The organism is Micromonospora noduli (genome assembly GCF_003264475.1).
Lineage (GTDB): Bacteria > Actinomycetota > Actinomycetes > Mycobacteriales > Micromonosporaceae > Micromonospora > Micromonospora noduli.
Genome location: NZ_PYAC01000012.1, coordinates 272,044 through 298,804 on the forward strand (window position 1 = coordinate 272,044; position 26,761 = coordinate 298,804).

25 protein-coding genes are annotated in these 26,761 nt (G+C 72.0%); 20 read left to right on the forward strand and 5 right to left on the reverse strand.

Going from position 1 to position 26,761, the window contains the following annotated elements:
- The first annotated feature begins 40 nt into the window (after positions 1-40).
- From MED15_RS15975 to MED15_RS16010, 8 genes are all read left to right on the forward strand, one after another.
- On the forward strand, positions 41-1,021 hold the full coding sequence (locus MED15_RS15975) for an aldo/keto reductase (protein ID WP_112725678.1): 981 nt from the start codon (positions 41-43) through the stop codon (positions 1,019-1,021).
- Positions 1,018-1,524 carry a hemerythrin domain-containing protein gene (locus MED15_RS15980; protein WP_112582361.1) on the forward strand — a complete coding sequence of 169 codons (507 nt, stop codon included), beginning with the start codon at positions 1,018-1,020 and terminating at the stop codon, positions 1,522-1,524. The genes MED15_RS15975 and MED15_RS15980 overlap by 4 nt, the downstream gene beginning before the upstream one ends.
- A 54-nt stretch (positions 1,525-1,578) precedes the next feature.
- Positions 1,579-2,823: a sensor histidine kinase gene (locus MED15_RS15985; RefSeq protein WP_112601964.1), complete on the forward strand. Its 1,245-nt coding sequence runs from the start codon at positions 1,579-1,581 to the stop codon at positions 2,821-2,823.
- Complete coding sequence (locus tag MED15_RS15990; protein WP_112582359.1) at positions 2,820-3,470, forward strand: response regulator transcription factor; 651 nt, start codon at positions 2,820-2,822, stop codon at positions 3,468-3,470. The genes MED15_RS15985 and MED15_RS15990 overlap by 4 nt, the downstream gene beginning before the upstream one ends.
- Positions 3,471-3,546: 76 nt before the next feature.
- The gene (locus tag MED15_RS15995; protein WP_112736029.1) at positions 3,547-4,623 is read left to right on the forward strand and encodes a hypothetical protein; all 1,077 of its coding nucleotides are present in this window, start codon (positions 3,547-3,549) and stop codon (positions 4,621-4,623) included.
- Positions 4,624-4,677: 54 nt separating this feature from the next.
- Positions 4,678-6,138, forward strand: coding sequence for a magnesium chelatase ATPase subunit I (locus tag MED15_RS16000; RefSeq protein ID WP_112736031.1), 1,461 nt, complete (start codon positions 4,678-4,680; stop codon positions 6,136-6,138).
- A 2-nt stretch (positions 6,139-6,140) separates the two neighbouring features.
- Complete coding sequence (locus tag MED15_RS16005) at positions 6,141-8,093, forward strand: VWA domain-containing protein (protein ID WP_112736033.1); 1,953 nt, start codon at positions 6,141-6,143, stop codon at positions 8,091-8,093.
- Between the two features lie 28 nt (positions 8,094-8,121).
- Positions 8,122-8,586, forward strand: coding sequence for a hypothetical protein (locus MED15_RS16010; protein ID WP_112725672.1), 465 nt, complete (start codon positions 8,122-8,124; stop codon positions 8,584-8,586).
- Between the two features lie 248 nt (positions 8,587-8,834).
- Here MED15_RS16010 and MED15_RS16015 read toward each other — a convergent pair whose 3' ends face one another.
- Positions 8,835-9,824, reverse strand: coding sequence for a GlxA family transcriptional regulator (locus tag MED15_RS16015; protein ID WP_373861181.1), 990 nt, complete (start codon positions 9,822-9,824; stop codon positions 8,835-8,837).
- Positions 9,825-9,843: 19 nt separating this feature from the next.
- On the opposite strand from MED15_RS16015, the gene MED15_RS16020 reads away from it, so the two are divergent.
- Entirely contained in the window at positions 9,844-11,199 is a 1,356-nt protein-coding gene (locus tag MED15_RS16020) for an MFS transporter (protein ID WP_373861180.1), read from the forward strand.
- 19 nt (positions 11,200-11,218) lie between these two features.
- On the opposite strand, the gene MED15_RS16025 is transcribed toward MED15_RS16020, so the two are convergent.
- On the reverse strand, positions 11,219-11,932 hold the full coding sequence (locus tag MED15_RS16025; RefSeq protein WP_112725670.1) for an RICIN domain-containing protein: 714 nt from the start codon (positions 11,930-11,932) through the stop codon (positions 11,219-11,221).
- 64 nt (positions 11,933-11,996) lie between these two features.
- On the reverse strand, positions 11,997-12,467 hold the full coding sequence (locus tag MED15_RS16030) for an aminoacyl-tRNA deacylase (protein ID WP_181518480.1): 471 nt from the start codon (positions 12,465-12,467) through the stop codon (positions 11,997-11,999).
- A 93-nt stretch (positions 12,468-12,560) separates the two neighbouring features.
- Here MED15_RS16030 and MED15_RS16035 point away from each other — a divergent pair, with 93 nt between their 5' ends.
- The 8 genes from MED15_RS16035 to MED15_RS16070 all read left to right on the forward strand — a co-directional run bounded on the left by MED15_RS16035 (position 12,561) and on the right by MED15_RS16070 (position 21,426).
- The gene (locus MED15_RS16035) at positions 12,561-13,958 is read left to right on the forward strand and encodes an FAD-binding oxidoreductase (protein ID WP_112582346.1); all 1,398 of its coding nucleotides are present in this window, start codon (positions 12,561-12,563) and stop codon (positions 13,956-13,958) included.
- Complete coding sequence (locus tag MED15_RS16040) at positions 13,955-15,298, forward strand: class I SAM-dependent methyltransferase (protein WP_112736035.1); 1,344 nt, start codon at positions 13,955-13,957, stop codon at positions 15,296-15,298. Before MED15_RS16035 ends, MED15_RS16040 begins: the two co-directional genes overlap by 4 nt.
- 101 nt (positions 15,299-15,399) lie before the next feature.
- Positions 15,400-15,957, forward strand: a complete 558-nt coding sequence (locus MED15_RS16045) for a winged helix-turn-helix domain-containing protein (RefSeq protein ID WP_030490876.1) — start codon at positions 15,400-15,402, stop codon at positions 15,955-15,957.
- Positions 15,950-16,819, forward strand: coding sequence for an SRPBCC family protein (locus tag MED15_RS16050; RefSeq protein ID WP_112698690.1), 870 nt, complete (start codon positions 15,950-15,952; stop codon positions 16,817-16,819). The genes MED15_RS16045 and MED15_RS16050 overlap by 8 nt, the downstream gene beginning before the upstream one ends.
- A 168-nt stretch (positions 16,820-16,987) precedes the next feature.
- Entirely contained in the window at positions 16,988-17,221 is a 234-nt protein-coding gene (locus MED15_RS16055) for a zinc-ribbon domain-containing protein (protein ID WP_112582338.1), read from the forward strand.
- 316 nt (positions 17,222-17,537) lie between these two features.
- Positions 17,538-19,793 (forward strand): putative bifunctional diguanylate cyclase/phosphodiesterase, encoded by a 2,256-nt coding sequence (locus MED15_RS16060; RefSeq protein WP_181518479.1) that lies wholly within the window; start codon positions 17,538-17,540, stop codon positions 19,791-19,793.
- 50 nt (positions 19,794-19,843) lie between these two features.
- A complete protein-coding gene (locus MED15_RS16065) occupies positions 19,844-20,602 on the forward strand; it encodes a MerR family transcriptional regulator (protein WP_112601847.1) in 759 nt (252 codons plus the stop codon).
- Between the two features lie 53 nt (positions 20,603-20,655).
- A complete protein-coding gene (locus MED15_RS16070) occupies positions 20,656-21,426 on the forward strand; it encodes a hypothetical protein (RefSeq protein WP_112582334.1) in 771 nt (256 codons plus the stop codon).
- Positions 21,427-21,433: 7 nt separating this feature from the next.
- On the opposite strand, the gene MED15_RS16075 is transcribed toward MED15_RS16070, so the two are convergent.
- Positions 21,434-22,801, reverse strand: coding sequence for a serine hydrolase (locus tag MED15_RS16075; protein WP_167457658.1), 1,368 nt, complete (start codon positions 22,799-22,801; stop codon positions 21,434-21,436).
- Positions 22,802-22,905: 104 nt separating this feature from the next.
- Between MED15_RS16075 and MED15_RS16080 the strand changes: the two genes are divergently transcribed.
- The gene (locus MED15_RS16080; RefSeq protein ID WP_181518477.1) at positions 22,906-23,238 is read left to right on the forward strand and encodes a putative quinol monooxygenase; all 333 of its coding nucleotides are present in this window, start codon (positions 22,906-22,908) and stop codon (positions 23,236-23,238) included.
- A gap of 21 nt (positions 23,239-23,259) precedes the next feature.
- On the opposite strand, the gene MED15_RS16085 is transcribed toward MED15_RS16080, so the two are convergent.
- Positions 23,260-24,837: a gluconokinase gene (locus MED15_RS16085; RefSeq protein ID WP_244220471.1), complete on the reverse strand. Its 1,578-nt coding sequence runs from the start codon at positions 24,835-24,837 to the stop codon at positions 23,260-23,262.
- A 133-nt stretch (positions 24,838-24,970) separates the two neighbouring features.
- On the opposite strand from MED15_RS16085, the gene MED15_RS16090 reads away from it, so the two are divergent.
- Together MED15_RS16090 and MED15_RS16095 are read left to right on the forward strand one after the other, a co-directional pair.
- Entirely contained in the window at positions 24,971-26,113 is a 1,143-nt protein-coding gene (locus tag MED15_RS16090) for a hypothetical protein (protein WP_112736039.1), read from the forward strand.
- Between the two features lie 45 nt (positions 26,114-26,158).
- Entirely contained in the window at positions 26,159-26,686 is a 528-nt protein-coding gene (locus MED15_RS16095) for a WapI family immunity protein (protein ID WP_112736041.1), read from the forward strand.
- The last annotated feature ends 75 nt before the right edge of the window (positions 26,687-26,761 follow it).

Consider the following 26,761-nt stretch of genomic DNA (forward strand, 5'->3'; position numbering starts at 1 on the left):
TCGGGCGTGGAAACCGGGACATCGGGGTAGTTTCGACGCCATGCGTTTCATTGCGCTCGACACCCCCAAACCGTTGTCCAAGATCGGTTTGGGCACCTGGCAGTTCGGCTCCCGGGAATGGGGGTACGGCCCGGACTTCGAGCGGCAGGCGGCGCAGATCGTCCGGCGGGCCGTGGAGTTGGGCGTGACGGTCTTCGACAGCGCGGAGATCTACGGCTTCGGGCGCAGCGAACGCATCCTCGGCGCGGCCCTCGGCGACGACCGGCCGAAGGTCGTGGTCGCCAGCAAGATCCTGCCGGTGCTGCCGGTGGCAGCTGTGGTGCAGCAACGGGCGGTCGCCTCGGCGGCCCGGCTCGGCGTCACCAGCATCGACCTCTACCAGGTGCACCAGCCCAACCCGCTGGTCGCCGACCACACCACAATGCGCGGCATGCGGACCCTGCAGGACGTCGGGCTCGTCGGCGAGGTCGGCGTGAGCAACTACGGGCTGCGCCGCTGGCAGGTCGCCGAAGCGGCGCTCGGCCGGCGGGTGCTCAGCAACCAGGTCCGCTACAGCATGCTGGACCGCGCACCCGAGCAGGACCTGCTGCCGTACGCACGGCAGGCCGGGCGGGTGGTCATCGCGTACAGCCCGCTGGCGCAGGGCTTCCTCTCCGGCCGCTACGACGCCAGGAACCCGCCGACCGGTGCCGTCCGGCGCGCCAACCCGTACTTCCTTCCGGAGAACCTGGAGCGCGGCGCGGCCCTGATCGACACAGTGCGCCAGGTCGCCGACGCCCACGACGCCACCCCCAGCCAGATCGCGCTGGCCTACCTGCTGCGCCACCCGAACGTGCTCGCCATCCCCGGGGCGTCCGGGGTCGAGCAGATGGAACGCAACGCCGCCGCCGCCGACATCGACCTCGCTGACGACGAGTACACGGCGCTGGCCGAGGCCGCGAAACGCTTCCGCCCGATCACCGGACTCGCCGCGATGCCGGCGATGCTGCGTGCCCGGATCGGCAAACCAACCGGAAAGTGAGCACAGTGGACGACATCACCGCGCTGATCCTGGACGATCACGCCGCCTTCCGGCGTGGCTTCGCCCGCCTCGACGACGCCCGCGACGAGCAGGAGATGCTCGCCATCTGGGACGCCCTCGCCCTGCACCTGGACATCCACGCCGAGGCGGAAGAGGCGATCCTCTACCCGCACCTGGTCAAGCACGGCGACGACGGCGAGGACGAGACCGCCGACGCGATCGGCGACCACAACAAGATCCGCGACGCCATCGCCGAGGCGAAACTGCACCCGGTCGGCTCGGATCAGTGGTGGGAGGCGGTCGGCACAGCCCGCCGGGAGAACAGCGAACACCTCGCCGAAGAGGAGGACGAGGCGCTGCCCGACTTCCGCCGGCACGCCAGCACCGAACTCCGCGCCGAGCTGGGCCAACGCTGGCTGACCTTCTACGGCGAGCACAAGAACGGTCGCAACCTTCCGTTCCGCGACAAGGACCCGCAGCAGTACGTCGCCGACCACCGCTGAGATCTCCCCGGCACGGGGGAGTTGCCGGCACCGTCCGGGCAGCAGAATGACGAGGTGACCCTCCGAGCGGCGCTGGCCCCGCTGGTCGCCGGCACCACCTGGCGACGCGGCGTGTTCCTGCTGCTCGGCGGCGTGCTGGCGCTGCCGTACGGGCTGCTCGCGGTGACCTTCGCCCAACTGCTCGCCGACTCGGCGATCCCGCGCCCACTGGTTTACGTCCTACTGGTCATCGCCGTGCTGATCGCCGTCGTCCCGTTGCTGGTGGACGGCAGCCGGGCCTTGGAGATCGCCGCCGTCCGGGCGCTGCTCGGCGTCGACCTGCCCGAACCCGCGCCCGGGCATCACGGCGACCGGGAGACCCGGCTGCGTAGCGCGCTCTGGATCGCCACCCATCTCATCGTCGGCGCCCTGGTGATGATCGCGCTGTTCAGCGCCCTGCCGATGGCGCTGGCGTTCATCGCCCAACAGTTCGGCATTGGCACCGAGCTGACCAGCCGGGAACAGTTCGGGCCACTGGACGGGCAGGACAGCGGCTGGCTGACACTGACCGGGGTGCTCCTGCTGGTCGGCCTCGGCTACGCCGTCGCCGGGCTCGGCGCGCTCGCCGGATCCATGGCGCCGGTCCTGCTCGGGCCGGCTCAGGCGGAGCGGATCGCCGCCCTCGAAGCACGGGCCGCCCGGCTCGCCGAACGCAACCGGCTGGCCCGGGAGCTGCACGACTCGGTCGGTCACGCGCTGACCGTGGCCACCCTCCAGGCCGGGGCCGCCCGCGAGGTCCTCGACACCGACCCGGAGTTCGTCCGGCGGGCGCTCACCGCCATCGAGGACGTCGGGCGGACCGCGATGGACGACCTCGACCACGTGCTCGGGCTGCTCCGGGAGAACGGACGCGACCGGCCCGTGGTGGCGCCGCAGCGTACCCTCGCCGACCTGGACCGGTTGGTCACCGACGCCCGCGCGGCCGGCCTGGCCGTGCACGCGCAACGCGCCGGCGACCCGACCCGGGTGCCCGCTGTGGTTTCCCGGGAGGGCTACCGGATCGTCCAGGAAGGACTGACCAACGCCGCCCGGCACGGCCACGGGCCGGTGACGGTACGCCTGGACCTGCACAGCGACGCGCTGGAGCTGGAGCTGGTCAACGCGGTGCGCCACCCCGACCGAGGCCAGCGGGGGCGCGGCGGTCGAGGCCTGGACGGCATGCGGGAGCGGGTGCTGCTGCTCGGCGGCCAGCTCACAGTGGGCCCGGACGGCGACCGGTGGCTGATCCGGGCCCGCCTGCCGTACGAGGAGACGACATGACCACAGGAGTGCTGATCGTCGACGACGACGAGCTGATCCGGGTGGGGCTGCGGGCCATCATCGACGCCCAACCCGACCTGCACGTGCTCGCCGAGGCCGCGGACGGCGCCGAGGTGCCGCCGCTGGTCGCCCGGCACCGGCCCGACGTGGTGCTGATGGACGTGCGGATGCCCGGCATCGACGGCATCCAGGCCACCCGGCACCTGCTGGCCACCTCCGCCGACCCGCCCCGGGTGCTGGTGGTCACCACCTTCGCCAACGACGAGTACGTCTACGAGGCGCTGCGCGCCGGCGCCTCGGGGTTCCTGCTCAAACGGGCCCGGCCCGCCGAGGTGGTGGAGGCGGTCCGGGTGGTCGCGGCCGGCGAGTCACTGCTCTTCCCGGCCGCGATCCGCCAACTGGTCGGCGCGTACGGGCCGACGGGCGGCGACCGGTTGAGCGCCGCCCGGCTCACCGAACGCGAGGCCGAGGTGCTGCGGTTGATGACCACCGGCCGGTCCAACCCGGAGATCGCCGCGCACCTGGTGGTCGGGGTGGAGACGGTCAAGACGCACGTCGGCAACGTGCTGGCCAAGCTGGGCGTCCGCGACCGTACGCAGGCGGTCATCGCCGCCTACGAGTCCGGCTTCGTCACCCCGTCCGGCTGATCGGTCCCTCCGCCGGGGGAGCGGGTTCACCGCCGGCCGGGAGGGAACCCGGCGGCTGTCCGCCGAGGCTGAGAGCATGACAACGATCACTGCCTCCCCGTCCTGTACCGACTCCCGCTGGCCGGACCGGCTCGCCCCACTGGCCGCCGGTTGGCTCGGCCTGTGGGGCGTGCTCGCTCTGATCGGCACGCTCACCGGCGCCGGCTACCCGTTCGGCCCGAACGACCCCCACGGCGGCGACGTCAGCCTGCTCCGCCTGGTGCCGGTGGAGGTGGCCACCCCGCTCTTCGCCGGCGTGCTGCTCACCGCCGCGGTGGCCGCCCTGGCGATGAGCCGCCCGGCGGCGCGGCCACCCGGCCCGCTGCGGGCTCTGCTCGCCGGCTACGGCTGGGCGGTCGCGTTCGTGCTCGTCCTGGTCGTGCCGGATGTCCGAGTGCTGATCGTTCTCGGCTACCTGCCGATAATGATCGGCGGGGCGCCGTTCGGCTGGCCACCGATTGACTACTCCGACGTCTTCAACTGGGCGCTGTTCGGCAGGTTCGCGGCGCTGGCCGGCGGGCTGCTGCTGGTCGGGGCGGTGCTCACCTGGCAGCGACGTACCGCCGGGGCCTGCGTCGGCTGCGGCCGCGCCGAGACCGGCCAGCGGTGGACCACCCCGGCCGGCGCCAGCCGCTGGGGCCGGTGGGCCGCCGGCATCGCCGCGGCCATCCCATTCACGTACGCGTTGACCCGGTTCGCCTGGGCGGCCGGCATCCCGCTGGGCATCTCCCGCGAGTTCCTGACCGAGATGCAGGACAGCGGGCTGGTCTGGGCCGGGTTCGGGCTGGCCGCGTTCGCCACCGTCGGCGCGATCCTCACTCTCGGCCTGGTGCAACGCTGGGGCGAGAGGTTCCCGCGCTGGATGTTCGGGCTCGCCGGCCTGCGGGTACCGGTGAAGCTGGCCGTGGTGCCGGCCACCCTGGTCGCCATCTCCGTGACCGCGGCCTCGCTGGGGCTGCTCAGCAACCCGAAGTTCTGGGAACTCACCGGCGGGCTCAGCATTACCGGGGCGCCGATGCTGCTCTGGCCGGTGTGGGGCGTGGCGCTCGGCGCGGCCACCTACGCGTACCACCTGCGCCGCCGCGGCACCTGCCAGCGGTGCGACCGGGGCTGAGCGGGAGCGGGGGTGCCCCTGATGCCCGGGGCACCCCTGCGAAGGTGAGCTAGCGTGGGTCGGGTGACTGCGCCTACCCCGGTAATCCCGGTTCCACCGGCCGACCTGCCCGGCACGCTCGGCGCGCTACGGGCGGCCGGTCACCAGTACCGCACCGTCAAGCAGGAACTCCGCGACAACCTCCTCGCCCGGATGCGCTCCGGCGAGACCCGTTTCCCCGGCATCGTCGGCTACGACGACACAGTGCTGCCCGAGGTCGAGCGGGCAGTGCTCGCCGGGCACGACATGGTGCTGCTCGGCGAGCGCGGCCAGGGCAAGACCCGGCTGATCCGCTCGCTGGGCGCGTTGCTCGACGAGTGGACCCCCGTTCTGCCCGGCTCGGTGCTCAACGAGCACCCGATGCACCCGCTCACCCCGGCGTCCCGCGCCCAGGTCGCCGAGGCCGGCGACGAGCTGCCGATCGGCTGGCTGCACCGGTCGATGCGGTACGGCGAGAAGTTGGCCACCCCGGACACCAGCGTCGGCGACCTGATCGGTGACGTTGACCCGATCCGGATCGCCCAGGGTCGTACCCTCGGTGACCCGGAGACCATCCACTTCGGGTTGGTGCCGCGCACCAACCGGGGCATCTTCGCCGTGAACGAGCTTCCCGACCTGGCCGAGCGCATCCAGGTGGCGCTGCTCAACGTGCTGGAGGAGCGGGACATCCAGGTCCGCGGCTACCAGCTGCGCCTGCCACTGGACCTGCTCCTGGTGGCCAGCGCCAACCCGGAGGACTACACCAACCGGGGCCGGATCATCACCCCACTCAAGGACCGGTTCGGCGCGGAGATCCGCACCCACTACCCGGTCGACCTGGAGTTGGAGCTGGCGCTGATCCGCCAGGAGGCCGACCTGGTCGCCGAGGTGCCGGAGCACGTGCTGGAGGTGCTGGCCCGCTTCGCCCGCGCCGTCCGGGAGTCGCCGTCGGTGGACCCGCGCTCCGGTGTCTCCGCCCGATTCGCCATCGCCGCCGCCGAGACGGTGGCCGGTGCCGCGTTGCGCCGCGCCGGTCTGCTCGCCGCCTCCGACATGCCGGACGGACGTTCCGAGGCGGCCGTTGCCCGCGTCGGTGACGCGGTGTCGGTGACCAGCACGCTGCGCGGCAAGGTCGAGTTCGAGAGCGGCGAGGAGGGCCGGGAGACCGAGATCCTCGCGCACCTGCTGCGTACCGCGACCGCCGAGACGTTCCGGGCCCACCTGGCCGGGCTGGACCTGTCCGGGTTCACCGCCCTGGTCGAGGACGGCGCCGCGATCGAGACCGGCGAGTTGGTCAGCGCCGCCGAGCTGCTGCGCCAGGTCGGCACCGTACCCGGGTTGGCGAAGGTTCTGGACCGGCTCGACCTGGGCGACGCGCCCACCTCGGAGGAGGCTGCCGCCGCCATCGAGTTCGTGCTGGAAGGGCTGCACCTCACCCGCCGGCTCGGCAAGGACGTCACCGACTCGGGGCGCACCGTCTACGGCGGCCGGGGCTGACCATGGCCGGCAACCGGTTCCGTTACGGGCAGTGGAACGGCGGGCCCGATCCGCTCGCACCCCCGTACGACGTGCGTGAGGCGGTGGACGCGGTCGGTGCCGAGGTGCTGGCCGGCGGCAGCCTGCGGGAGGCGCTGCGTGACCTGCTGCGCCGTGGCCCGCAGGGACGGGGTGGTCTGGACGACCTGGCGGCCCGGGCTCGGCGGCTGCGCCGGGAGGCGCTGCGCAGGGGCGACCTGGACGGGGCGGTGACCCGGGCCCAGGCCCTGCTCGACCAGGCCCTCGCCGCCGAGCGGGACGAGCTGCGGGGTCGCGACGACGACGCCGCGCGGTTCGCCGAGGCGGTGCTGGACAATCTGCCGCGCTCGACGGCGCGGGCGGTGGAGGAGCTGTCCGGCTACCAGTGGGCCAGCGACGACGCCCGCCGCTCGTACCAGCAGATCCTCGATCAACTCCGCGACGACGTGCTCGGTCAGCGCTTCGCCGGGCTGCGCGACGCGGTGCGCGCCTCCGCCGATCCGGCCGCCCAGCAGCGGCTCGCCGAGATGATGGGCGACCTGAACGACCTGCTCGCCCGGCACGGCCGCGCGGAGGACACCACCGACGCGTTCGCCGAGTTCATGCGCCGACATGGCGACTTCTTCCCGGAGAAGCCGGAGAACGTCGACGAGTTGATCGACGTGCTGGCCCGCCGGGCGGCGGCCGGTGAGCGGCTGATGAACTCGCTCTCCGAGCGGCAGCGCGCCGAGCTGGCCGGCCTTATGCAGCAGTCGCTCGGCGACCGCCTCGCGGGGGAGTTGTCAGCGCTCGACGCGAACCTGCGCGCGCTGCGACCCGATCTGCGCTGGGGGCGGGGTGAGCGGGTCCGCGGCGACCAGCCGCTGGACTACGCCGACGCGGCCGGCGCGCTGGGTGAGATCGGCGACCTGGACGACCTGCTGGACCAGCTCGACCAGGAACACCCGGGGGCGACCCTCGACGACGTGGACGTCGACGCGGTGGCGCGCACGCTGGGCCGGGACGCGGCCGACGACGTTCGCCGGCTGCGCGATCTGGAGCGGGAGCTGCGCCGCCAGGGTTGGGTCAGCCGGGACGCGGAGGGGCTCACACTGAGCCCGAAGGCGCTGCGCCGGCTCGGCGGGACCGCGCTGCGGCAGGTCTTCGCGGAGCTGACCGCCGGGCCACGCGGCCAGCACGACCTGCGCTCGGCCGGTGCGGCGGGCGAGGTCAGCGGCGCGTCCAGGCCCTGGCAGTACGGCGATGAGCAACCGTTGGACGTGGTCCGCACGTTGACCCGGGCGGTCAGTCGGGCCGGGCCGACGGTCCCGGTGCAGCTCGTGGTGGACGACTTCGAGGTGGTGGAGACCGAGAGGCGGGCTTCGGCCGCTGTGGTGCTCTGCGTCGACCTGTCGTACTCGATGATCTCTCAGGGTCGTTGGGGGCCGATGAAGCAGACGGCGCTGGCGCTGGCACACCTGATGGAGACGCGCTTTCCACAAGACGTCCTGCAGATCGTGGGCTTCGGCCGGGAGGCGATGACGCTCACCCAGCAGGAGTTGGCGGCCGTGGAGCCGGACATGGAGCAGGGCACCAACCTCCAGCACGCGCTGCGGTTGGCGGGCCGGCACCTGCGGCGGCATCCGGACGCCGAGCCGATCGTGCTGGTGGTCACCGACGGCGAGCCGACCGCCCACCTGGACCCGGACGACGGGGAGGCGCTGTTCCACTGGCCGCCGCTGCCGGAGACGATCGAGGCGACGGTCCGCGAGGTGGACCGGCTGAGCCGTTACGGTGCCACGCTCAACCTGTTCATGCTCGGCGACGACCCGGGCCTGCGGCGCTTCGTCGACGCGGTGGCCCGCCGCAGCCGGGGCCGCATGTTCACCCCGGACACCGACGACCTGGGCGAGTACGTGGTCAGCGACTACCTCCGCTCCCGCCAATCCCGCCGCTAACTCCCGCTGCGGCGGGTTGACTGGGGGGATGGAGAGCGGGGGATTGCGGCGGGCTTACGGTGCCCTGTTCGCGGAGGTCGACGCTGGCGGGTTCGGTCCGGCTCCGGAGGGGCAGCTCAGTGCCGAGCAGATCGTCGCGCATCTGGTCGCCAACGACGAGCTGATGATTCAGGCCACCGAGGCGTTGCTGGCCGGGTCGCCGTTCGCCTACTACGAGTTGGCGGAGGACATGCACCGCCCGCAGCTCGACGCGCTCGCCGCCGAGCAGGGTGGTCTGCGTGGCCTGACCGCGCTGCTGCACGGCACCAGCGACCGGCTGTGCGGGCTGGTCGACGAGCTCGGCCTGGCGGCGGAGACCCCGGTCGAGACGCACCTACGCGAGGGCTTCGACCTCATCGTCGACGAGCCACTGCCCTGGTCCCGAACCCTGGACCTGCACACCCGGGTGCACCTGCCCAAGCACCAGTCCCAACTGCACCTGCTCCGCTCGTGAGCCGCGCCGTTCGCTGAGCAGCCTTGGTTCGCCAAGCCTGCTTCGGTCCGGCCCGCTGTCGGCGTGCCGGGTCTCCGGCATGTAGCTCATCGCAGTGATGCCTCCGGCAGGACCATCGGGTCACGTGCCAGTGCCTTGCCGGTGTGGGAGGCGGGAGGGAGCCGGCAGCATCGAATGCCCGGCCTGGACGGCTGGCCCTGCGAGTGGCTGGCCCTGCGAGCGGCGGGTGGCGGGTGGCGGATGGCGGATCAGCTTTCGACCAGCTCGGGGCGGGGGTGGAAGGTGCGGCGGTAGGTGGACGGGGCCACGCCGATGCGTTGGTGGAGTTGCTGGCGCAGGGCGGCGGTGGTGCCGAAACCACAGCGGTGGGCGATCTGGTCGACGGTGAGGTCGGTCGTCTCCAGCAGCAGTCTCGCGTGGTCGGTGCGCTGTTGCAGCAGCCACTGGGCCGGGCTCAGGCCGGTCTCTGACCGGAAGCGTCGGGTGAAGGTACGCACGCTCATCCGCGCCTGCTCGGCCAGGTCGCGCAGCGCGATCGGTTCGTGCAGCCGCTGCCGCGCCCACTCCCGGGCTCCCGCCGTGCTGGTGTCGGTCGCCTTCGGCACCGGCTGCTCGATGTACTGCGCCTGACCGCCGTCGCGCCACGGTGGCATCACGCAGCGGCGGGCCGCCCGGTTGGCCACCTCGCTGCCATGGTCGAGGCGGATGACGTGCAGGCAGAGGTCGATGCCGGCGGCGACTCCGGCCGAGGTGAGCACCCGGTCGTCGGCGATGAAGAGCACACCCGGATCGAGGTCCACCCGGTCGTGCAGGCGGCGGAACCGCTCGGCGTACGCCCAGTGGGTGGTCGCCCGCCGTCCGTCGAGGAGCCCGGCGGCGGCGAGCACGAACGCTCCGGTGCAGATGGACATGATCCGTGCGCCCCGCTCGTACGCCGCGCGCAGCGCCTCGGTCACCTCCGGCTCGACGGTGCCCGCTGTCAACGCGGTGCCGTCGTGGATGCCCGGGACGATCACGGTTTCCGCTGTGTCGAGCAGCTCCAGACCGTGGTCGGGCACCACCTGAAAGCCGGCGGTGCTGCGCACCGGCCGCCCGCCCGGGGTGCACACCCGGACGTCGTAGAAGGGTGTCCCGTCGGCGGCCCGGGCCGTGCTGAAGACCTGGGACGGGGTGCCGAGGTCCAGGCCGACCACCTGGTGCAGGGCGAGTACGGCGATCCGGTGCGGGCCAGTGCTCATGGCCCGATTATTGCGCATGATGGCTTTCCGGCCACTCGTCGAGGTGTGTGGCCCGGCTCAGACTGGTCCCGTGACCAAGAACCGCCGTCTGCATCCCGCCTGGCTGGTCGCCGCCGTCGCCTTCGTGGCGCTGGTCGGCGCGGCCGGCTTCCGCGCCACCCCGTCGGTGCTGCTGCACCCGCTGCACGAGGAGTTCGACTGGCCGCTGGCCACGATCTCCGCGGCCGTCTCGGTCAACCTGCTGCTCTACGGGCTCACCGCGCCGTTCGCGGCCGCCCTGATGGACCGGTTCGGCATCCGCCGGGTGGTCTCGGTGGCGTTGCTGCTGGTCGCCGCAGGCAGCGGGTTGACGGTCTTCATGACCGCCAGCTGGCAGCTCCTGCTCTGCTGGGGTGTGCTGGTGGGGCTGGGTACCGGCTCGATGGCGCTGGCGTTCGTGGCCACCGTCACCGGCCGTTGGTTCGTCCACCGACGGGGCCTGGTAACCGGAGTGCTGACCGCCGGCGGGGCGGCCGGGCAACTGGTGTTCCTGCCACTGGTCGCCATCCTGGTACGCGACCATGGCTGGCGTAGCGCCGCACTCGTGGTGGCCGTGGCGGCGCTGGCCGTCGTACCCCTGGTGGTGTGGCTGCTACGCGAGCACCCGGCGGATCTCGGCCTGCCCGCCTACGGGGCGACCGAGGTCGTCGCGGCGCCGCCGGCGACCGGCGGCGCAGCGACCCGGGCGCTCGGCGCGCTGGCCACCGCGGCCCGGACCCGACCGTTCTGGCTGCTGGCCGGAGGTTTCGCGATCTGCGGGGCGACCACCAACGGCCTGGTCGGTACGCACTTTGTGCCGGCCGCGCACGACCACGGCATGGCCCAGACCACAGCGGCCGGGTTGCTCGCCCTGGTGGGGCTCTTCGACATCGTCGGCACGATCGCCTCCGGCTGGCTCACCGACCGGGTGGACAGCCGGTTGCTGCTCGGCATGTACTACGCGCTGCGCGGGTTGTCCCTGCTGGTGCTGCCGAGCCTCTTCTCCGGCACCGCCGAGCCGAGCATGCTGGTGTTCATCGTCTTCTACGGCCTGGACTGGGTGGCCACAGTGCCGCCGACGGTGGCTCTGTGCCGGGAGTACTTCGGTGGCGCCGGAGCTGTGGTGTTCGGCTGGGTGTTCGCCGCGCACCAGCTCGGCGCGGCGGTCGCCGCAACCGGCGCGGGGCTGGTCCGGGACCGACTGGGCGACTACGCGATGGCCTGGTACGTGGCGGGCGCGCTGTCGATCGGCGCGGCCGGACTGTCGTTGCTGCTGCGCCGCCGACCGGGCCGAGGCGTGCCGGAGGCCGTGCTGGTCGCCGCGACCGCGCCCAGGGCGTGGAGCTTCCGCGGCTGAACAGCGACGCGTCGGCCGGTCAGCTCACTGTCCACTGCTGGGCCGGCCGGCCGTCGCAGGATCGCTGCCGGATGTCATCGCCGGCCTCGACGGCGTCGTCGTCTGCCTGGGCGCACTTGTTGCTGTGCGCGGCGATGAGCAGCACCGCGCTGGTGCCGGTCCCGCCGAACCGCCACTGCTGGTTGGCCCCACCGTGGCAGGGGAACTGGAGCAACCGCGCGCCGTCGTCCCGACTGCCACCCTCGACGTCGAGGCACTGCCCGTACGCGGCGTTGGTCAACGTCAGCACGCCCGTGCCGGCCGGGCTGACCACCCACTGCTGCTCCGGGGCGCCGGTGCACACGGCCAACTCGGCCTCCGCCTCCTTACCGTCACCGTCGAGCCCCAGGCAGAGGCCCGAGGCGGCGCGCAGCACCCGGGGCCCGGTGGGCGGGGCGGCCGGAGTGCTCGCCGACGGGGTAGGTGACGGCTCGGCCGGTGCGGTAGGGCTCGGCTCGCCGGCCGGTTCGCTGGGCTGCGCCGCGCTGGACGGCGTACCGACCGACGCCGGCACCGACGGCTCGTCGTCACCGTCGAGCAGCCCGGTGGCGAAGACGACCCCCAGGAGTACGCCGACGGCCCCGACCGCCACCGCGACCCGCAGCAACGGATCAGCCAGCGGGCCGGAGCGCGGTGCCCGGTGACCGCCGTAGACGGTGCCGGCGGGGTCGGGACGTTCCTCGGGCGCTGACATACGCGCCATCCTCACCCACGACGTCGCGCCGGAGCCAGCCCGGCGGTGCGGGGGTCGGCGAGGCTCAGCGGGTGGGCTGCGGGTCGGTGACGTCGGCCACTGTGGCGCCGAGAGCGGCGATCGCGGCGTCGGCGTCGATCGCGATGGCGAGACCGCGCTCGCCGGCGCCCAGGGTGATCTCCCGGCCGCGCAGTCGCTCGTCGGCGACCACCGGCCAGGCCGTGCTCGCGCCGAACGGGGTGATGGTTCCGCGTTCGTAACCGGTGGCGGCCAGGGCGCCCGCCGCGTCCGGCATGGAGAGCCGGTGCACCCCGAGCAGGGCGCGCAGCTTGGGCCAGGAGATGACCCGGTCGCCGGGGGTGAGCACGAACAGGTGATCGTCTTCACCACGGCGAACCACGATCGTCTTGACCACGTCGGGAACGGCCACACCGCGGACCGCGGCGGCCTCCGCGAGACTGCCGACCGCACCGTGGCTGACCAGCCGATACGGCAGTTGGGCGGCGTCCAGGGCGGTGATCGCTGGCGATGGCATGCCCGCCACGGTAGCCGTCGGGCCTGCCACCGGACGGGAAACTGCCACGGCCGACATCCCACGGTTTTCAAACGGCGAGCGTAAGGTGATCACATGCGCGCTGAGCGTGTGGATCAACCGATTGACCATGATCAAGCGGTGGACACGCTGCGGCGGTCGTACGCCGCGGTGCCCACGGGCGAGCCTGTCCGGCTGGCCAAACGAACCTCCAACCTGTTCCGTCCCCGGTCCGCTCCCCGGACTCCGGGGCTCGACGTGAGTGGCCTGAACGGTGTGCTGTCGGTCGACCCGGCCGGCCGTACCGCCGACGTGCAGGGCATGTGCACCTACGAGAACCTGGTCGACGCGACGCTGCCGCACGGCCTGATGCCGCTTGTGGTGCCGCAGTTGCGCACCATCACGCTGGGCGGCGCGGTTACCGGCCTCGGGATCGAGTCGACCTCGTTCCGCAACGGTCTGCCGCACGAGTCCGTCCAGGAGTTGGACGTGCTCACCGGCTCCGGCGAGATCATCACCGCCCGACCCGACGGCGAGCACGCCGACCTGTTCACCGCGTTCCCCAACTCGCTGGGCAGCCTCGGGTACGCCACCCGGCTGCGCATCGAGCTGCAACCGGTCGGCCGGTACGTGTCGTTGCGCAACGTCCGGTTCACCCAACTGGAGGCGCTGACCGACGCGATCGCGGAGGTGACCGCCACCCGGTCCTGGGCCGGCGAGCCGGTGGACGCGATGGACGGGGTGATGTTCAGCCCCGGCGAGGCGTACCTGGTCTTCGCCACGTTCACCGACGCGGCCGGCCCGCCCAGCGACTACACCGGTCAGGCGATCTACTACCGGTCGCTGCGCCAGCGCACCCGCGACGTGCTCACCGCGTACGACTATCTGTGGCGCTGGGACACCGACTGGTTCTGGTGCTCGTCGGCGTTCGGCGCGCAGCACCCGGTCGTGCGCAGGCTCTGGCCGGCGCGTTACCGGCGCAGCGACTTCTACCATCGACTGGTCCGGCTGGAGCACCGCCACCAGGTGGCGTCCCGGATCGACCGGCTGCGCGGGCAACCGGCCCGGGAGCGGGTCGTGCAGGACGTGGAGATCCCGCTGGACCGTACGGCCGACTTCCTGCGCTGGTTCGCTGGCGCGGTGGGAATGAACCCGGTGTGGCTGTGTCCGTTGCGACTGCGTGAGCCGGCGGGGCCCGGTTCGGCGCGGTCCTGGCCGCTGTATCCGCTGCGCCCGGGGCAGGACTACGTCAACATCGGGTTCTGGGGGAGCGTGCCGATCGCGCCGGGCGCCGCCGACGGCGACGTCAACCGCACGATCGAACGCAGGGTGTCGGAGTCGGGCGGGCACAAGTCGCTCTACTCCGACGCGTACTACGACCGGGACGCCTTCGATCGCCTCTACGGCGGCGACACGTGGCGCGCGGTGAAAGACCGCTACGACCCGGACCACCGGCTGACGGGACTGTACGAAAAGGCGGTAGCACGAGCATGAGCCTGACCGACAGAGATCAGGGGGCGGCGAGCGTCCCCGCCACCCCGCCGGCGGGGGGCCGGCACACGGGTCCGACCGTCGCGGATGTCATCCGCGCGGTCACCACTGGACCGTTGCCGGTGCGGATCACCGGGTACGACGGCAGCGCCGTCGGCCCGTCCGACGCCGGCATCACCCTGGCGATCCATTCCGAGCGTGGGCTGTCGTACCTGCTCACCGCACCCGGTGACCTGGGCATGGCCCGGGCGTACGTCAGTGGTGACCTGGCGTTGCAGGGCGTGCACCCGGGTGACCCGTACGAGGCGTTGCGGGTGCTCAAGGACGAGCTGCGGTTACGCCCACCGTCGCTGGCCGAGGGGCTGGCGCTGGTCCGTGGGCTGGGCTGGGAGCGGCTGATGCCGCCACCGGCACCGCCGCAGGAGGCGCATCCCCGCTGGAAGCGGGTGATGAACGGACTGCGGCACTCGCGGGTGCGTGACAGCACGGCCATCTCGCACCACTACGACGTCTCGAACGCCTTCTACGAGAAGGTGCTCGGCCCGTCGATGACGTACACCTGCGCGGTTTTCCGGTCTCCCGACGACACGCTGGAGCAGGCCCAGGCGGCGAAGTACGACCTGGTCGCCGGCAAGCTGGCGCTGAAGAAGGGGATGCGGCTGCTCGATGTCGGGTGCGGCTGGGGTGGCATGGTGCGCCACGCCGCCCGCGAGTACGGCGTCAAGGCGCTCGGGGTGACCCTGTCGAAGGCGCAGGCGCAGTGGGCGCAGGCCGCGATCGAGCGGGAGGGGTTGACCGAGCTGGCGGAGGTGCGATACCTCGACTACCGGGATGCGCCGGCCGAGCAGTTCGACGCCATCTCCTCGATCGGGTTGACCGAGCACATCGGGGTGCGCAACTACCCGGCCTACTTCGGGTCGCTGCGCAGCCGGCTGCGGCAGGGCGGGCGACTGCTCAACCACTGCATCACCCGCGCGGACAACCGGGCGCCGCACCGCTCGGGCGCGTTCATCGACCGGTATGTCTTCCCGGACGGTGAGCTGGCCGGTCCGGGCCGGTTGATCAGTGAGGTGCACGATGCCGGGTTCGAGGTGCACCACGAGGAGAACCTGCGCCAGCACTACGCGCTGACGCTGGCCGCCTGGTGTCGCAACCTTGTCGAGCACTGGGACTTCTGCGTCTCGGAGGTGGGCGCGGGCACCGCCCGGGTGTGGGGGCTCTACATGGCCGGGTCGCGGATGGCGTTCGAACGCAACGGCATCCAGTTGCACCAGGTGTTGGCCACCCACAACGGTCCGAACGGCGTGAGCGGCTATCCGCTGCGACCGGACTGGTTGCCCTGATCACCTGCTGACCGCCGCCTGAAGCCGCGTCGAAAAAAGTCGGCGCGGCTTCTCGCGAAGCGATTGACAAAGAAGTTTTGTACGTACAAACTGATTTTGCCATGAGAGATGTCCTGTACCTGGAGCAGATCGAGCAGGCCGAAGTCCTGCTCAAGCCGCAGCGCGTCGAGGTGCTGCGGCAACTGGCCGAGCCGCGCACCTGCACCGAGGTCGCGGCCCGACTCGACCAGACGCCGCAGCGCGTCTACTACCACGTCAAGCAGCTCGTCGCGGCTGGCCTCGTCGAGCTGGTCAACGAACGCAAGGTCCGCGGCATCACCGAAGGCATCTACCAGGCCGCCGCCCGCTCCTACTGGCTCTCCCCGCGGCTCGTCGGCCGGATCGGCCTGCGCCGGGCCCGCGACGAGCTCAGCCTGGGCTACCTGCTCGACCTGATGGAGGAGGTCCAGGCCGACATCGCCGGCCTGGACCGGGCGGCACCCGAGCTGCCCTCGATCGGGGTCTCCGGCGAGATCCGGGTGCCGGCCGAACAGCGCCAGCAGTTCCTGCACGACCTGCAAACCGCACTTCAGGACCTGTTCACCCGCTACGGCGGCAGCGAAGGAGATGCCTTCAAGCTGGCCGTCGCCTGCTATCCGAAAGGGAACGACAATGAGTGAGCCGATGAAGGTCCAGGTCCGTCTCGCCGCGCCCGTCGGGCGCGTCCGCCAGGCCCTGACCGACCCGGCCGAGCTGCGTCTCTGGCTGGCCGAGCACGCCGAGGTCGAGCTGCCCCAGCGGTACGAGTTCTGGGGTCGCTACACGCCCGAGGGCGACGCCCCGCACCAGCGGCTGCTGCACGCCGACGACGACACGCTGCGCTTCGGCTGGCTGCTCGACGGCGTGGAGACCACCACCGAGTTCCAGTTGACCGCCGAGGGCACCGACAGCACCGTGCTGACGCTGATCCAGAGCCACTTCGACTTCGCCGAGGCGATGAGCGGCTCCACCATCCGGGGCGTGCTCCAGACGTTCTGGGCGCTGTCCATCGCCAACCTGGCCGCCCACCTGGAGGGCAAGCCACTGCTGCCGCGCACCGACTTCACCTCCGCCGACATGCGCGGTGAGCTGGTCATCGCCGCCCCCGCCGACAAGGTGTGGGAGTCGCTGACCGACTCCGAGCAGGCCAGCGCCTGGTTCGGCTACCCGATCGGCATCGAGCCCTGGGTCGGCGGTCGATACGCCATGGGCGGCTTCGAGACCGGTTACGCGGCCAAGGTCGTCGACCTGGAGCCCGGCCGCCGGATGTCGGTCGACTGGGGTCCGACCGGCGTGACGAGCTGGGAGCTGGCCGAATCCGGTGGCCGGACCACGCTGACCTTCGTACAGAGCGGCTTCGACGAGGCCAACCCCCCGTACGGGGCCTGGAGCGGGTCGGTTGCCGGGCTGTCCGAGCTGCGTCGCTTCCACGAGGTGCCGAACTGGCAGCCGATCTGGATCTCCGAGGAGATCCCCGGCCTGGAGCCCGCGCCGGCCAGCTGAAACTGATCATCTCGCCTTGATCGTGCTCGATCAGGGATCTAGTGGCCTCGTTCACCCAGGAGGCCACTACATCCTGGATCGAGCACGATCTTGTGTGCGGGGCGGCGTCCGGGGGATCCGATGGCGGGATCTGGTGACTTTTCGCGGTTGAGTGGGTACTGCCGGGCGATGTTCTTCATCTTTGGTCTGCGTACCAAGGTCGACCGGTCCGGTGTCGTGCAGCAGGTCTGCCGCCACTGCGGCAACCAAGCCGCGCAGGTGATCACCCGCCGCTCGACGAAATTCACACTCTTCTTCATTCCGCTCATACCGATCCGCACCCGGTACGCGCAGCAGTGCACGTTCTGCGGGGCGGAGTACGAGATCTCCAAGTCCGACGCCGAGCGCCTCCCGGTCGGCTGATCCGACGATGGAACGCTTCCTCTGCTGGCTGATCGGCCGACCGACGCCCTCGGCCGACGTGGCCGTGCACACCGTTGCCCGCCCGCCCTGCACCCCTGGCCGGCGCAGACGCCGCCGCGCACGTCGTCCGTTGGCCGGCACCGCACTGCCCCGTTCACCCTGGAACCGATCCGCGGGCCGCTGACCAGAGGCGCAAGCCGCAGCGCGGGTGCACGTTCGGCTCTGGCGGCGTTTCTGAGCGCTGGTTAGGCTTTCGGGGTTTGCCGTGGACCGGCGCCGCCGAGGGTGCACGCACGACGAAAGAGCCGGAGCGACCGTGTCCCGACAGGACGGAAAGCAGGCTGCGGGGACGCTCAACCCCGCCGGCGCGTTCGTCGCGGCTGCGGTCATCCTGCTGGAGGCGGGTTGGCTGGTCGCAGCGTTGCCCGGTGCCGCGCTGGTCAGCGACATCGGCGCGATGCTGGTCGCCGGTTGGGCGACGCTCGCGTGCGTCGGGGTGGCCCGTCGACATCCGGCGCCGCTGCGCCGGTTCTGGACGCTGCTCGCCCTCACCATGGGGCTCGCCGCGATCGGCCGGGCGATCTGGACGGTGCAGCGGCTCGTCGGCGATGACCTGCCGCACACGCCGGTGGTCGGGGTGGTCTTCACCGCCGGCATCCTCACCGGCACTGCCGCGCTGCTCAGCTCGCCGTCCGCACCGAGGACCGCTGTCGGGCGGGCCCGTACGTTGCTGGACGGGGTGATCGTCGCCCTGGCCCTGGTGCCGATCGGTTGGGTGCTGGTCTTCCGTGGGGTCGCCGCCGCCGAGCTGGCCGACCCGGCGCGCACGCTGGGGCTGCTCTTCCCGATGTTCGACCTGATGCAGCTCACCATCCTGGTCGCGGTCTCCGGGCCGGCCCGGCCGATGTGGCGGCCGATGACCGTCCTGGCGGCGAGCCTCACCCTGCGGGTCGTCGCCGACGTCGTCTACGTGTCGCTGGTCGCCCGCGCCGACTACACCGCCGGTCACCCGATCGACCTGTGCTGGCCGTTGAGCTACCTGCTGATCGGCCTGGCCACCCGGAACCCGCCGCCACCGGACTGCGACGGCACCGACGACACCGCCGAGTCGCCGCTGCCGCCCTGGTGGCGGGTGGCGCTGCCGTACCTGCCGGTGGGTGGGGCGATCATCGCGGTGGTGCTGGCCCGTCGGCCCACCGGGCAGACCCCGCAGCTGGTGTTCGTGACCATGATGGTGTTGCTGGCCGCCCTCGCCGTCCGGCAGGGGCTGGCGGCCAACGAGAACCTTCGGCTGGTGGCCCGGCTGCGCCTGCTCGCGTACGGCGACCAGCTCACCGGGCTGCCCAACCGCCTGTTGTTCAACCGGCGGCTGCGCCTGGCCCTGCGCGACGGACGGCCGGTGGCCGTGCTGCTGCTCGACCTGGACGGGTTCAAGCAGGTCAACGACCGGTTCGGGCACGCCACCGGTGACACCTTGCTGACCGGGCTCGCGGCCCGGATGCACACCGCCGTGAACGGCGACGGCACCATCGCCCGGCTCGGCGGTGACGAGTTCGCCGTGCTGGTCGACGGCGGCCGGCCGGTGTCACCCGAACGGCTCGCCGAGCGGCTGCTGGACGCGTTGCGGCCCTCCGACGATGAGGAGGACGTCGGGGTGCACCCGTCGGCGAGCATCGGTATCGCCGAGTACGGCCCGCAGCACGCCTCCCACAGCGACCTGCTGCGTGACGCCGACATCGCCATGTACGCGGCGAAGGCGGCCGGGAAGTCCGCGTACCGCACGTGCACGGCGGCGTTGCGCGAGTCGGCCGTCTCCCGCGCCGAGTTGATCGCCGACCTGCGCCGCGCGGTCGACGAGGACCAGCTGCACCTGGAGTTCCAACCCATCGTCGACCTGACCACCGGCGCGGTACGCAGCGCCGAGGCGTTGGTGCGCTGGCGGCACCCCCGGCTGGGGATGTTGCCACCGGCGAAGTTCCTGCCGCTGGCCGAGGAGACCGGGCTGATCCTGCCGATCGACCGCTGGGTTATCCACGAGGCGTGCCGGGCCGCCGCGACCTGGCGGGAGCGTGCGCCGGAGGCGACCGTCGCGGTGAACATCGCCGCCGCGCACCTGCGTCGGCCGGACCTGATCGCCACTGTCACCGCGGCGACCAGCGCCGCCGGGTTGGCACCACGGGCGTTGACACTGGAGTTGACCGAGTCGGCGCTGATCGAGGGCACCGAGGCGGTGCTGGAGCGGCTGCACCAACTCCGGGAGCTGGGCATCCGGATCGCCATCGACGATTTCGGCACCGGCTACTCGTCGCTGAGCTACCTGCACCGCATCCCGGCCACCGAGCTGAAGATCGACAGGTCGTTCGTGGCCCGACTGGGCACCGACGAGCGGGCGTACGCCACGGTGGAGATGGTCACCCGCCTGGCCGGCGCGTTCGACCTGGCGGTCGTCGCCGAGGGGGTGGAGACCGAGCGTCAGCACGAGGCGGTCACCGCGATCGGCTGCCCACGAGGCCAGGGCTATCTGTACGGGCGGCCGGACGCCCCCGCCATGGTGGGCCAGAATCGGAGTTGACTCTCACGTAACGGCAGGCAGGAGCCTGGTTCCCGGAAGGGAGGGGGACCATGGCGTACACGGTGGGTCAGGTCGCGAAGGTGGCCGGCGTGACGGTGCGGACGCTGCACCACTACGACGAGATCGGGTTGCTCTCGCCCAGCGGGCGCACCTCGGCCGGTTACCGCCGCTACGACGACGCGGACCTGCAACGGTTGCAGCTCGTCCTGTACTACCGGGAGCTTGGTTTCCCGCTTGAGGAGATCACCGCGATCATCGACGACCCGGCGGCCGATCCGGCCGCGCACCTGCGCCGGCAGCACGAACTGCTGACGGTACGGCTCAAGCGGTTGCAGGAGATGGTCACGGCGATCGAGTTCGCGATGGAGGCGAGCAAGATGAACATCCAACTCACGCCGGAGGAGCGGTTCGAGGTCTTCGGCGACTTCAGTCCGGAAGAGCATGAGGCCGAGGCGGAGCAGCGGTGGGGTGACACCGACGCGTACCGGGAGTCGAACCGGCGGGCCTCCCGCTACGGCAAGGACGACTGGCTGCGGATCAAGGCGGAGAACGAGGACTGGGGGCGGCGGATCGTCGCGCTGATGGCCTCGGGCGCGCCGGCGGACAGCCCGGAGGTGATGGAGCTGGCCGAGGAGCACCGGCAGCTCATCAGCCGCTGGTTCTACGAGTGCTCGTACGAGATGCAGACCGGTCTGGCCGACATGTACCTGGCCGACGAGCGGTTCACCGCGTACTACGAGAACATCGCGCCGGGGCTGGCCGCCTACCTGCACGAGGCGATCCACGCCAACGCGATCAGCCGGGCGTGACACGGTGCGGTCCGGCTAGTCTGGCCGGACCGCACCGCCCGGGGGAGATGACAGTGCAGAAACCGAAGCTGATCGCCGCTGTCGCCGTGCTCGTGGTGGCGGTCGGTGGCGGGGCGTGGGCGCTGGTCGCCGCCGGCGACGACGAACCGGACGCGGGTCGTCCGGCGGCGTCGGCGAGTGCCGACCCGGTCGGTGTGCTGAAGGCCGCCGCCGCGAAGGCCGACGAGCAGCCGTACAAGCTGACAGTTGGCACCGGCGGCGCGGACGGCGACGCCACGGTGCTGCTCTGGGACCCGAAGGCGAAGCGTGGTCTGGAGACCACCTCGCTGAAGGTGCCCTCCGGTGTGGTGAAGATCGAGCGGTTGACCACCGGCCCGGACGTGTACGTGCGGGTCACCGCCCCGGACCGCCGCGTCCCGGTCTGGGACGGTAAGACCTGGTGGCACGTCGGCGCCCCGGGTGCCCCGGCGGCCAAGCAGGGCCTGGACAACACCCGCCTGGCCAGCACGTTGGGCGCGCCGACGGGGGTCCGGCTGACCGCCGAGCGGGAGTATGCGGGCACTCTGGACCTGCGCCAGAGCGGCGCGGTGCTGGGCAGCGGCATCGGCAGCGTGCTCGGCGACCGAGCCGCGGCGGTGCCGTTCACCGCGGCAGTGGACGAGCAGGGTCGGCTGGTCCGCTACCGCATCGAGTTGGCCAGCGAGCAGTCGCAGACCGCCCAGCTCGACCTGACGTACTCGGATTTCGGGCTGCCGGTGTCGGCGGACCCGCCGGCGGCCGACCTGGTGGGCGAGGACCCGCCGGCGAACATCCCCGGCGCCTGAGGTCGGCTCACTCCTCGACCGCTCCCTCGACCGGGGGGACCAGGAAGTCGTAGACGGTGCGGGCCATCCGCCGGACCGTCTCGTCGCCGGTGGCCATGGGGCCGGCGGTGAGGAACGCGACGGCGGTCTCGGTGTCGGGGATCAGGTAGTAGCCGACGTCGTGTGAGGCGTCCGGCAGGTCACCGGTCTTGTGGGCCACCGGCACACCCTGTGGCAACGCCGCCGGGATCTTCGTGTTCAGGGTCTGCTCCCGCATGAACCCGATCATCAGGTCGCGGGAGGCGGGGGTGAGGATCTCGCCGTCCCAGACCGCGCCGAGCAGTGACACCACGTCGTCCGGGCTGGTGTAGTTCTCCTCGCCGCGTTGCGCCGCCGCGCTGTCGAGCATCCGGCGGGCCAGGATGGTGGACCGTTGGTTCATCGAGTCGATCAGCGCGTTGACCGGGGCGAACCCACCCAGGTAGGTGATCAGCACGTTCGCGGCCACGTTGTCGCTGTACTTGATCAGGTACTGGGCGAGCCGGCGCACTGTGACCACCTGCGGGAACGTCTCGAACTGCAGTTGGCCGGTGCCGCCGACCACGTCCTCAGGGGTGACCAGCACCCCGTCGTCGAGGAAGACCTGTCCACAGTCGACCCGGCGCAGCAGCTCGACGAGGATCCACAGCTTGATGACGCTGGCCGCCTTGGGGCGCAGTGATCCGTTGACGGCGATCTGCTGGTCGCCGTAGCGGCCGGACAGGTCGCGGACGGTGACCCCGGCCGGGTTGAGGCTCGCGTCGGCGACCACCCGGGCGAGCTGCCCGCTGAGCGGGAACAGCCGGGCCCCGGCGACCGGGTCGGTGGGCGGCTGCGGACTGGTGACCACCACGCCGGTCAGCGTCGTCGGCGGGCGGTGCCGTTGGATCACCTCCAGCGTGCCCTCGCTGCGCCCGACCAGCGGCACCCGGTAGCGGTAGGCGGTGCCTCCGACGACGACCGCGCCGCTGGCCACCCCGGCGGCGACCCGCATGGTCGGGTCGGCGACCCGACCGGTGTCGCCGTCGCAGGCGCGGTAGCGCACTGTGCGCCCGAGCGAGTCCACAGCGAACACCCCACCGGGAAAAGACAGCCAGGACACCTCGCTGGTCGGCGGGCGCTCCGGCGTCGGGTCCACCCCGGGCTCGTGGCTCTGACCGTCACCGGGCTCAACCCCGTACCCCGGCTCGGTCGTCTGCGCCGGGTCCGCGACGGGCGCGCGGCCCGGGCCGTCCGCGGTGGCCGGCCCGGTCGTCGCGAGCACCGCGAGCGCGAGCGCCGTCGTCAGCACCTTCAGTGGTACGCGGGCAGAGTTCCCCAGCAGGGAAGATGAGCGCCTCTTGTCGCTTTTTCTCACGTTTGCACGATATGAAGCGCCGGAGGCTGGTGAGACCGACGGGACCGGCGTCACCCGTCCGGGCGGCAATGTCCCGGCGAGCGTCATGACCCACAGGTATAAATATGACCCACAGGTATCAGGCTTCCCAGCCACTCACCCCGGAGGACCCTTTGCTGATCATCGCCGGCAGTCTGCAGGTCGAACCGGCCACCCGTGAGGCGTACCTGTCCGACTGCGAACAGGTCATCGCGCGGGCGCGCGCCACCGCCGGCTGCCTCGACTTCCTGCTGGCGGCCGACCCGTTGGAGCCCGGCCGGATCCACGTCTACGAACGCTGGGAGTCACCGGAGCAGTTGGCCGCGTTCCGTGGCTCCGGGCCCGACGACGCGCAGGAAGTGGCCATCCTCGACGCCGACGTGCAGCGCTACCTGATCGCCGGCGTCGAAGCGCCCTGACCCGCCGCGAGCCGGCACCACTCACGCCTGTGGTTCCGGGCCGGTGGGCAGGCCGGGTGCCATCCGACGGATCGAGGCGAAGGTGGGCGTGAGGGCTTCGTACAGCTCGGCGAAGAGCGGCAGCAGCGCCGCGTAGGTGGCGGCGGCGGCCGGGTCCGGGCGGACCGTCTCCTCGATGCGCACCAGGTCGGCGGCGACGTCGATGCTGGGGATCAACCCGAGCGCCTCCATGCCGAGCAGTGCCGCCCCGAAGCTCGACCCCTCGTGCGCGGCCGGGAAGCTCACCGGCAGGCCGAGGGCATCGGCCAGCATCTGCCGCCACAGGCCGCTGCGGGCGAAGCCGCCACCGGCCCGGACCTCCCGGACCTCGTTGCCCGCCGCGCGCACCGAGCTGAGCACCAGCGCGAGCTGTTGGCAGACGCCCTCCAACGCGGCCCGCACCAGATGCTCGCGGCGGTGTGCGTGGGTCAACCCCACGTACGCGCCGCGCGGCAGGGCGCTCCAGTGTGGTGCCCGTTCGCTGTGCAGGTACGGCAGCATGATGAGCCCGCCGGAACCGACCGGCGCGCGGGCCGCCAGGGCGACCAGGTCCTCCTCGGAGTGCTCGCCCAGGTCCGGGGCGAGCGCCGCGCCGGCCCACTTGAGCACGATGCCGCCGTTGTTGATCGCGCCACCGACCGCCCAGCGATGCTCGGTCAGCGCGTAGCAGAACACCCCGCCGAGCGGGTCCACGCCGGGCCGCTCGACCATCACCCGCATCGCGCCGCTGGTGCCGATCGAGCAGGCCACCATGCCGGGGTGCACCGCGCCCAGGCCCAGGTTCGCCAGCGGTCCGTCGCCCGCGCCGACCACCACCGGGGTGCGCTCCGGCAGGCCGGTCTGGGCGGCGGCCTGCGGGGTCAGGTTGGGCAGCACGGCGGTGGTGGCGACGAGCTGCGGGAGCTGTTCCGGGGTGATGCCGGCGATGGTCAACGCCTCGCGGTCCCACTCCAGCTTGTGGATGTCGAGCAGGCCGGTGGCCGAGGCGATCGAGTGGTCGGTGACCAGCGTGCCGCAGAGCCGCAGCAGCACCCATTCCTTGATGCCCACCCAGTGCGCCACCCGCTCGAAGAGTTTCGGCTCCTGCTCGGCGAACCAGAGCAGCTTGGGCAGCGGCGACATCGGATGCATCGGCGTGCCGGTACGTCGGTGCAGGGCCAGCCCCGACGGGACCGCCCGCAACCGCTCGGCCTGCCGGGTGGACCGCGAGTCGGCCCAGGTCACCGACGGGGTCAGCGGATTGCCGTCACTGTCCAACCCGATCAGGCTGTGCATGGCGGAGCCGAACGACAGCCCGGCCACCGGCTGGACCAGCTCGGCGACGACGATGCTGATCGACTTGAGCACCGCTTCGAGGATGAGTTGCGGGTCCTGCTCGGCGTAGCCGGGTTGCGGGTTGTTCAGCGGGTAGCCGACCAGGTGACTGCCGAGCTGCCGCCCGTCGGTGTCGTACGCGACGGCCTTCGTGCTGGTGGTGCCGATGTCGACCCCGATCACGACCCCGGGCAGCGTGACTGCCGGCACGACCGCCACCCCCTCGGAGAACATGAACGTCGACACCAGTATCCCCCTATCGTGCTGGTTGCTCCGCCGATCGGGTAGTTCGCCCGTTTCGGCGTGTCCGGGCGCCGCGCCGGACCTGTTAAACCTCGTGACACCCCAGATTGGTGGCCAGCGCGGCGAAGGAGTCGGCGTGGCGAAGACTGATTCGACGGGTTCCACATGGCGGTACCGGTGGGCGCACCGGCAGAACGTGCGGCGGGTCAGCACGTACCGCGGCGCTGAGTCGGCGTGGCGGCGACGCGACGACGAGTTACGGCGGCTGCGCGCCCTGGCCGCCGACTTCCAGGGCTCGGCGGCAGCCGGCGCCGGGCTGGCGTTGGAACTGGCCGCCGACGAGGTGGTGCTCTGGGCACTACCCGCCGCGCAACTGGTCGAGGTGCGGCACACCACAGTGCTGCCCGCACCGGACCTCACCGTCGCCCCGGGAACCGGGCCACTGCGCCCGCGCCGCCCGGACGGCGTACGCGTCACCGACGCCGGCATGGCCGTGATCACCAGCCGTCGACTCGTGCTGCTCGGCGGGCGGGGCCGGCGCGACTGGGCGTACGGCCGGATAACCGGCCTGGCCCACGACCCGGCGGCGCCGGTCACAGTGATCCAGGTGCTGGACCGGCGGCGTACCTCCGGGTTGTTGCTGCCCACCGCCGCCGCGGCGGACTTCCGGTTCAAGCTCACGCTGGCCTTCGCCGACGCTATCGAACAGCGCACCGCGGTGATCGCCCAACTCGACGAGCTGATCTCGGAGCACGCCCAGCTCAAGCCGTTCCGGCCGGCCGCGGCCACCCCCGGGCAGGCCCGGCTGTCGTCGTTCGTGCCAGGTGGCCGCAGGACCATCGCGGTGGCGGCGGCCATCGCGCTGCTGGTGCCGGCGGCGCTGATCGAGTCGGACCCGTCCGACCCGACCGGTGGCGCGGAGGTCGCCGTCGCCGCCACCCCGGCGCCCACCGCCAGCGTGGCACCCGCGCGGATCGGTCCGGCTCTCGCCCTGAAACCCCCGCCGCCGAAGCCGACGAAGTCGCCGCGCTCGTCTCCCACTGCCACCCAGGGGCCGCGCTGCGGGGCACCGGAGAACCCACTGGGGTACGGCTTCTGTGGCGGCACGCGGATCCGCAAGCCAGCCGCCGAGGTGTGCGACTGGTTCGACTGCGTACCGCAGTTCTGGGCCGGACGCGGTTACCTCGTGCAATGCCGCGACGGTTCGGTGAGCCTGGCCGGCGGCCGGTCCAACGCCTGCGCCGAGCACCGAGGCGTGCGGCGGACCATCACGAAGTGACCGATTCGGGCCCTGAAGTCCGCTTCGCTCGGCCAGAATGATCGAGTGGAGATCCGGTCTGACGATGGCGCTCGGGTGCGGGTACGCCCCGTCGGCTACCAGCCCGGCATCGACCCGCCCGACGACCTCGACGGGGCCACGCCCGGCTGGCACGACTGGCTGCTCATCGAGGTGGACGCCCGCACCGGCGACGGCCAGACCTGGTCGCACCACTACCCGAGCCTCATGGTCGAGGAGGCCCGCGCGCTCGGCGGCTGGCTGCACGGGCAGGCCACCGCCGCACTCGGGCTGAGCGCGCCACCGGCGATGGTCCGCTTCACCGAACCCAACCTGGCCCTGCGCAGCCGGGTGCTGCGCCGCCGCCGGCTGGAGCTGATCGTGGAGTTCTCCGCGGAGTCACTGCCACCGTGGATGCGCCGCCCGTCCACAGCGATCTACCCGCTGATCCTCACCGTCTCCGCGGACGCCCTCGCCACCGCCGCCCAGCACTGGGCCGAGCACTGCGAGGCGTACCCACCGCGTACCCGATCGCGGTTTCCGACCCGGGGCCGGCTCCCCGACCCACTCGGCTAGAGTGATCTTCGTCAGCCACGAGAGGAGGTGAGCCCGGTGACCACCCATCGTCATTCCTGGGCGCTCCTCTCGGCC

Bases quoted from the DNA above. Each gene is read 5' to 3' on its own strand.
- MED15_RS16050 (WP_112698690.1), top strand. From the start codon at position 15,950: ATGAGTGAGCCGATGAAGGTCCAGGTCCGTCTCGCCGCGCCCGTCGGG.
- MED15_RS15990 (WP_112582359.1), top strand. From the start codon at position 2,820: ATGACCACAGGAGTGCTGATCGTCGACGACGACGAGCTGATCCGGGTG.
- MED15_RS15975 (WP_112725678.1), top strand. From the start codon at position 41: ATGCGTTTCATTGCGCTCGACACCCCCAAACCGTTGTCCAAGATCGGT.
- MED15_RS16030 (WP_181518480.1), bottom strand. From the start codon at position 12,467: ATGCCATCGCCAGCGATCACCGCCCTGGACGCCGCCCAACTGCCGTAT.
- MED15_RS16080 (WP_181518477.1), top strand. From the start codon at position 22,906: ATGACCCACAGGTATCAGGCTTCCCAGCCACTCACCCCGGAGGACCCT.
- MED15_RS15995 (WP_112736029.1), top strand. From the start codon at position 3,547: ATGACAACGATCACTGCCTCCCCGTCCTGTACCGACTCCCGCTGGCCG.
- MED15_RS16025 (WP_112725670.1), bottom strand. From the start codon at position 11,932: ATGTCAGCGCCCGAGGAACGTCCCGACCCCGCCGGCACCGTCTACGGC.
- MED15_RS16010 (WP_112725672.1), top strand. From the start codon at position 8,122: ATGGAGAGCGGGGGATTGCGGCGGGCTTACGGTGCCCTGTTCGCGGAG.
- MED15_RS16035 (WP_112582346.1), top strand. From the start codon at position 12,561: ATGCGCGCTGAGCGTGTGGATCAACCGATTGACCATGATCAAGCGGTG.
- MED15_RS16020 (WP_373861180.1), top strand. From the start codon at position 9,844: ATGGCTTTCCGGCCACTCGTCGAGGTGTGTGGCCCGGCTCAGACTGGT.
- MED15_RS16015 (WP_373861181.1), bottom strand. From the start codon at position 9,824: ATGAGCACTGGCCCGCACCGGATCGCCGTACTCGCCCTGCACCAGGTG.
- MED15_RS16055 (WP_112582338.1), top strand. From the start codon at position 16,988: ATGTTCTTCATCTTTGGTCTGCGTACCAAGGTCGACCGGTCCGGTGTC.
- MED15_RS16040 (WP_112736035.1), top strand. From the start codon at position 13,955: ATGAGCCTGACCGACAGAGATCAGGGGGCGGCGAGCGTCCCCGCCACC.
- MED15_RS16045 (WP_030490876.1), top strand. From the start codon at position 15,400: ATGAGAGATGTCCTGTACCTGGAGCAGATCGAGCAGGCCGAAGTCCTG.
- MED15_RS16005 (WP_112736033.1), top strand. From the start codon at position 6,141: ATGGCCGGCAACCGGTTCCGTTACGGGCAGTGGAACGGCGGGCCCGAT.
- MED15_RS16065 (WP_112601847.1), top strand. From the start codon at position 19,844: ATGGCGTACACGGTGGGTCAGGTCGCGAAGGTGGCCGGCGTGACGGTG.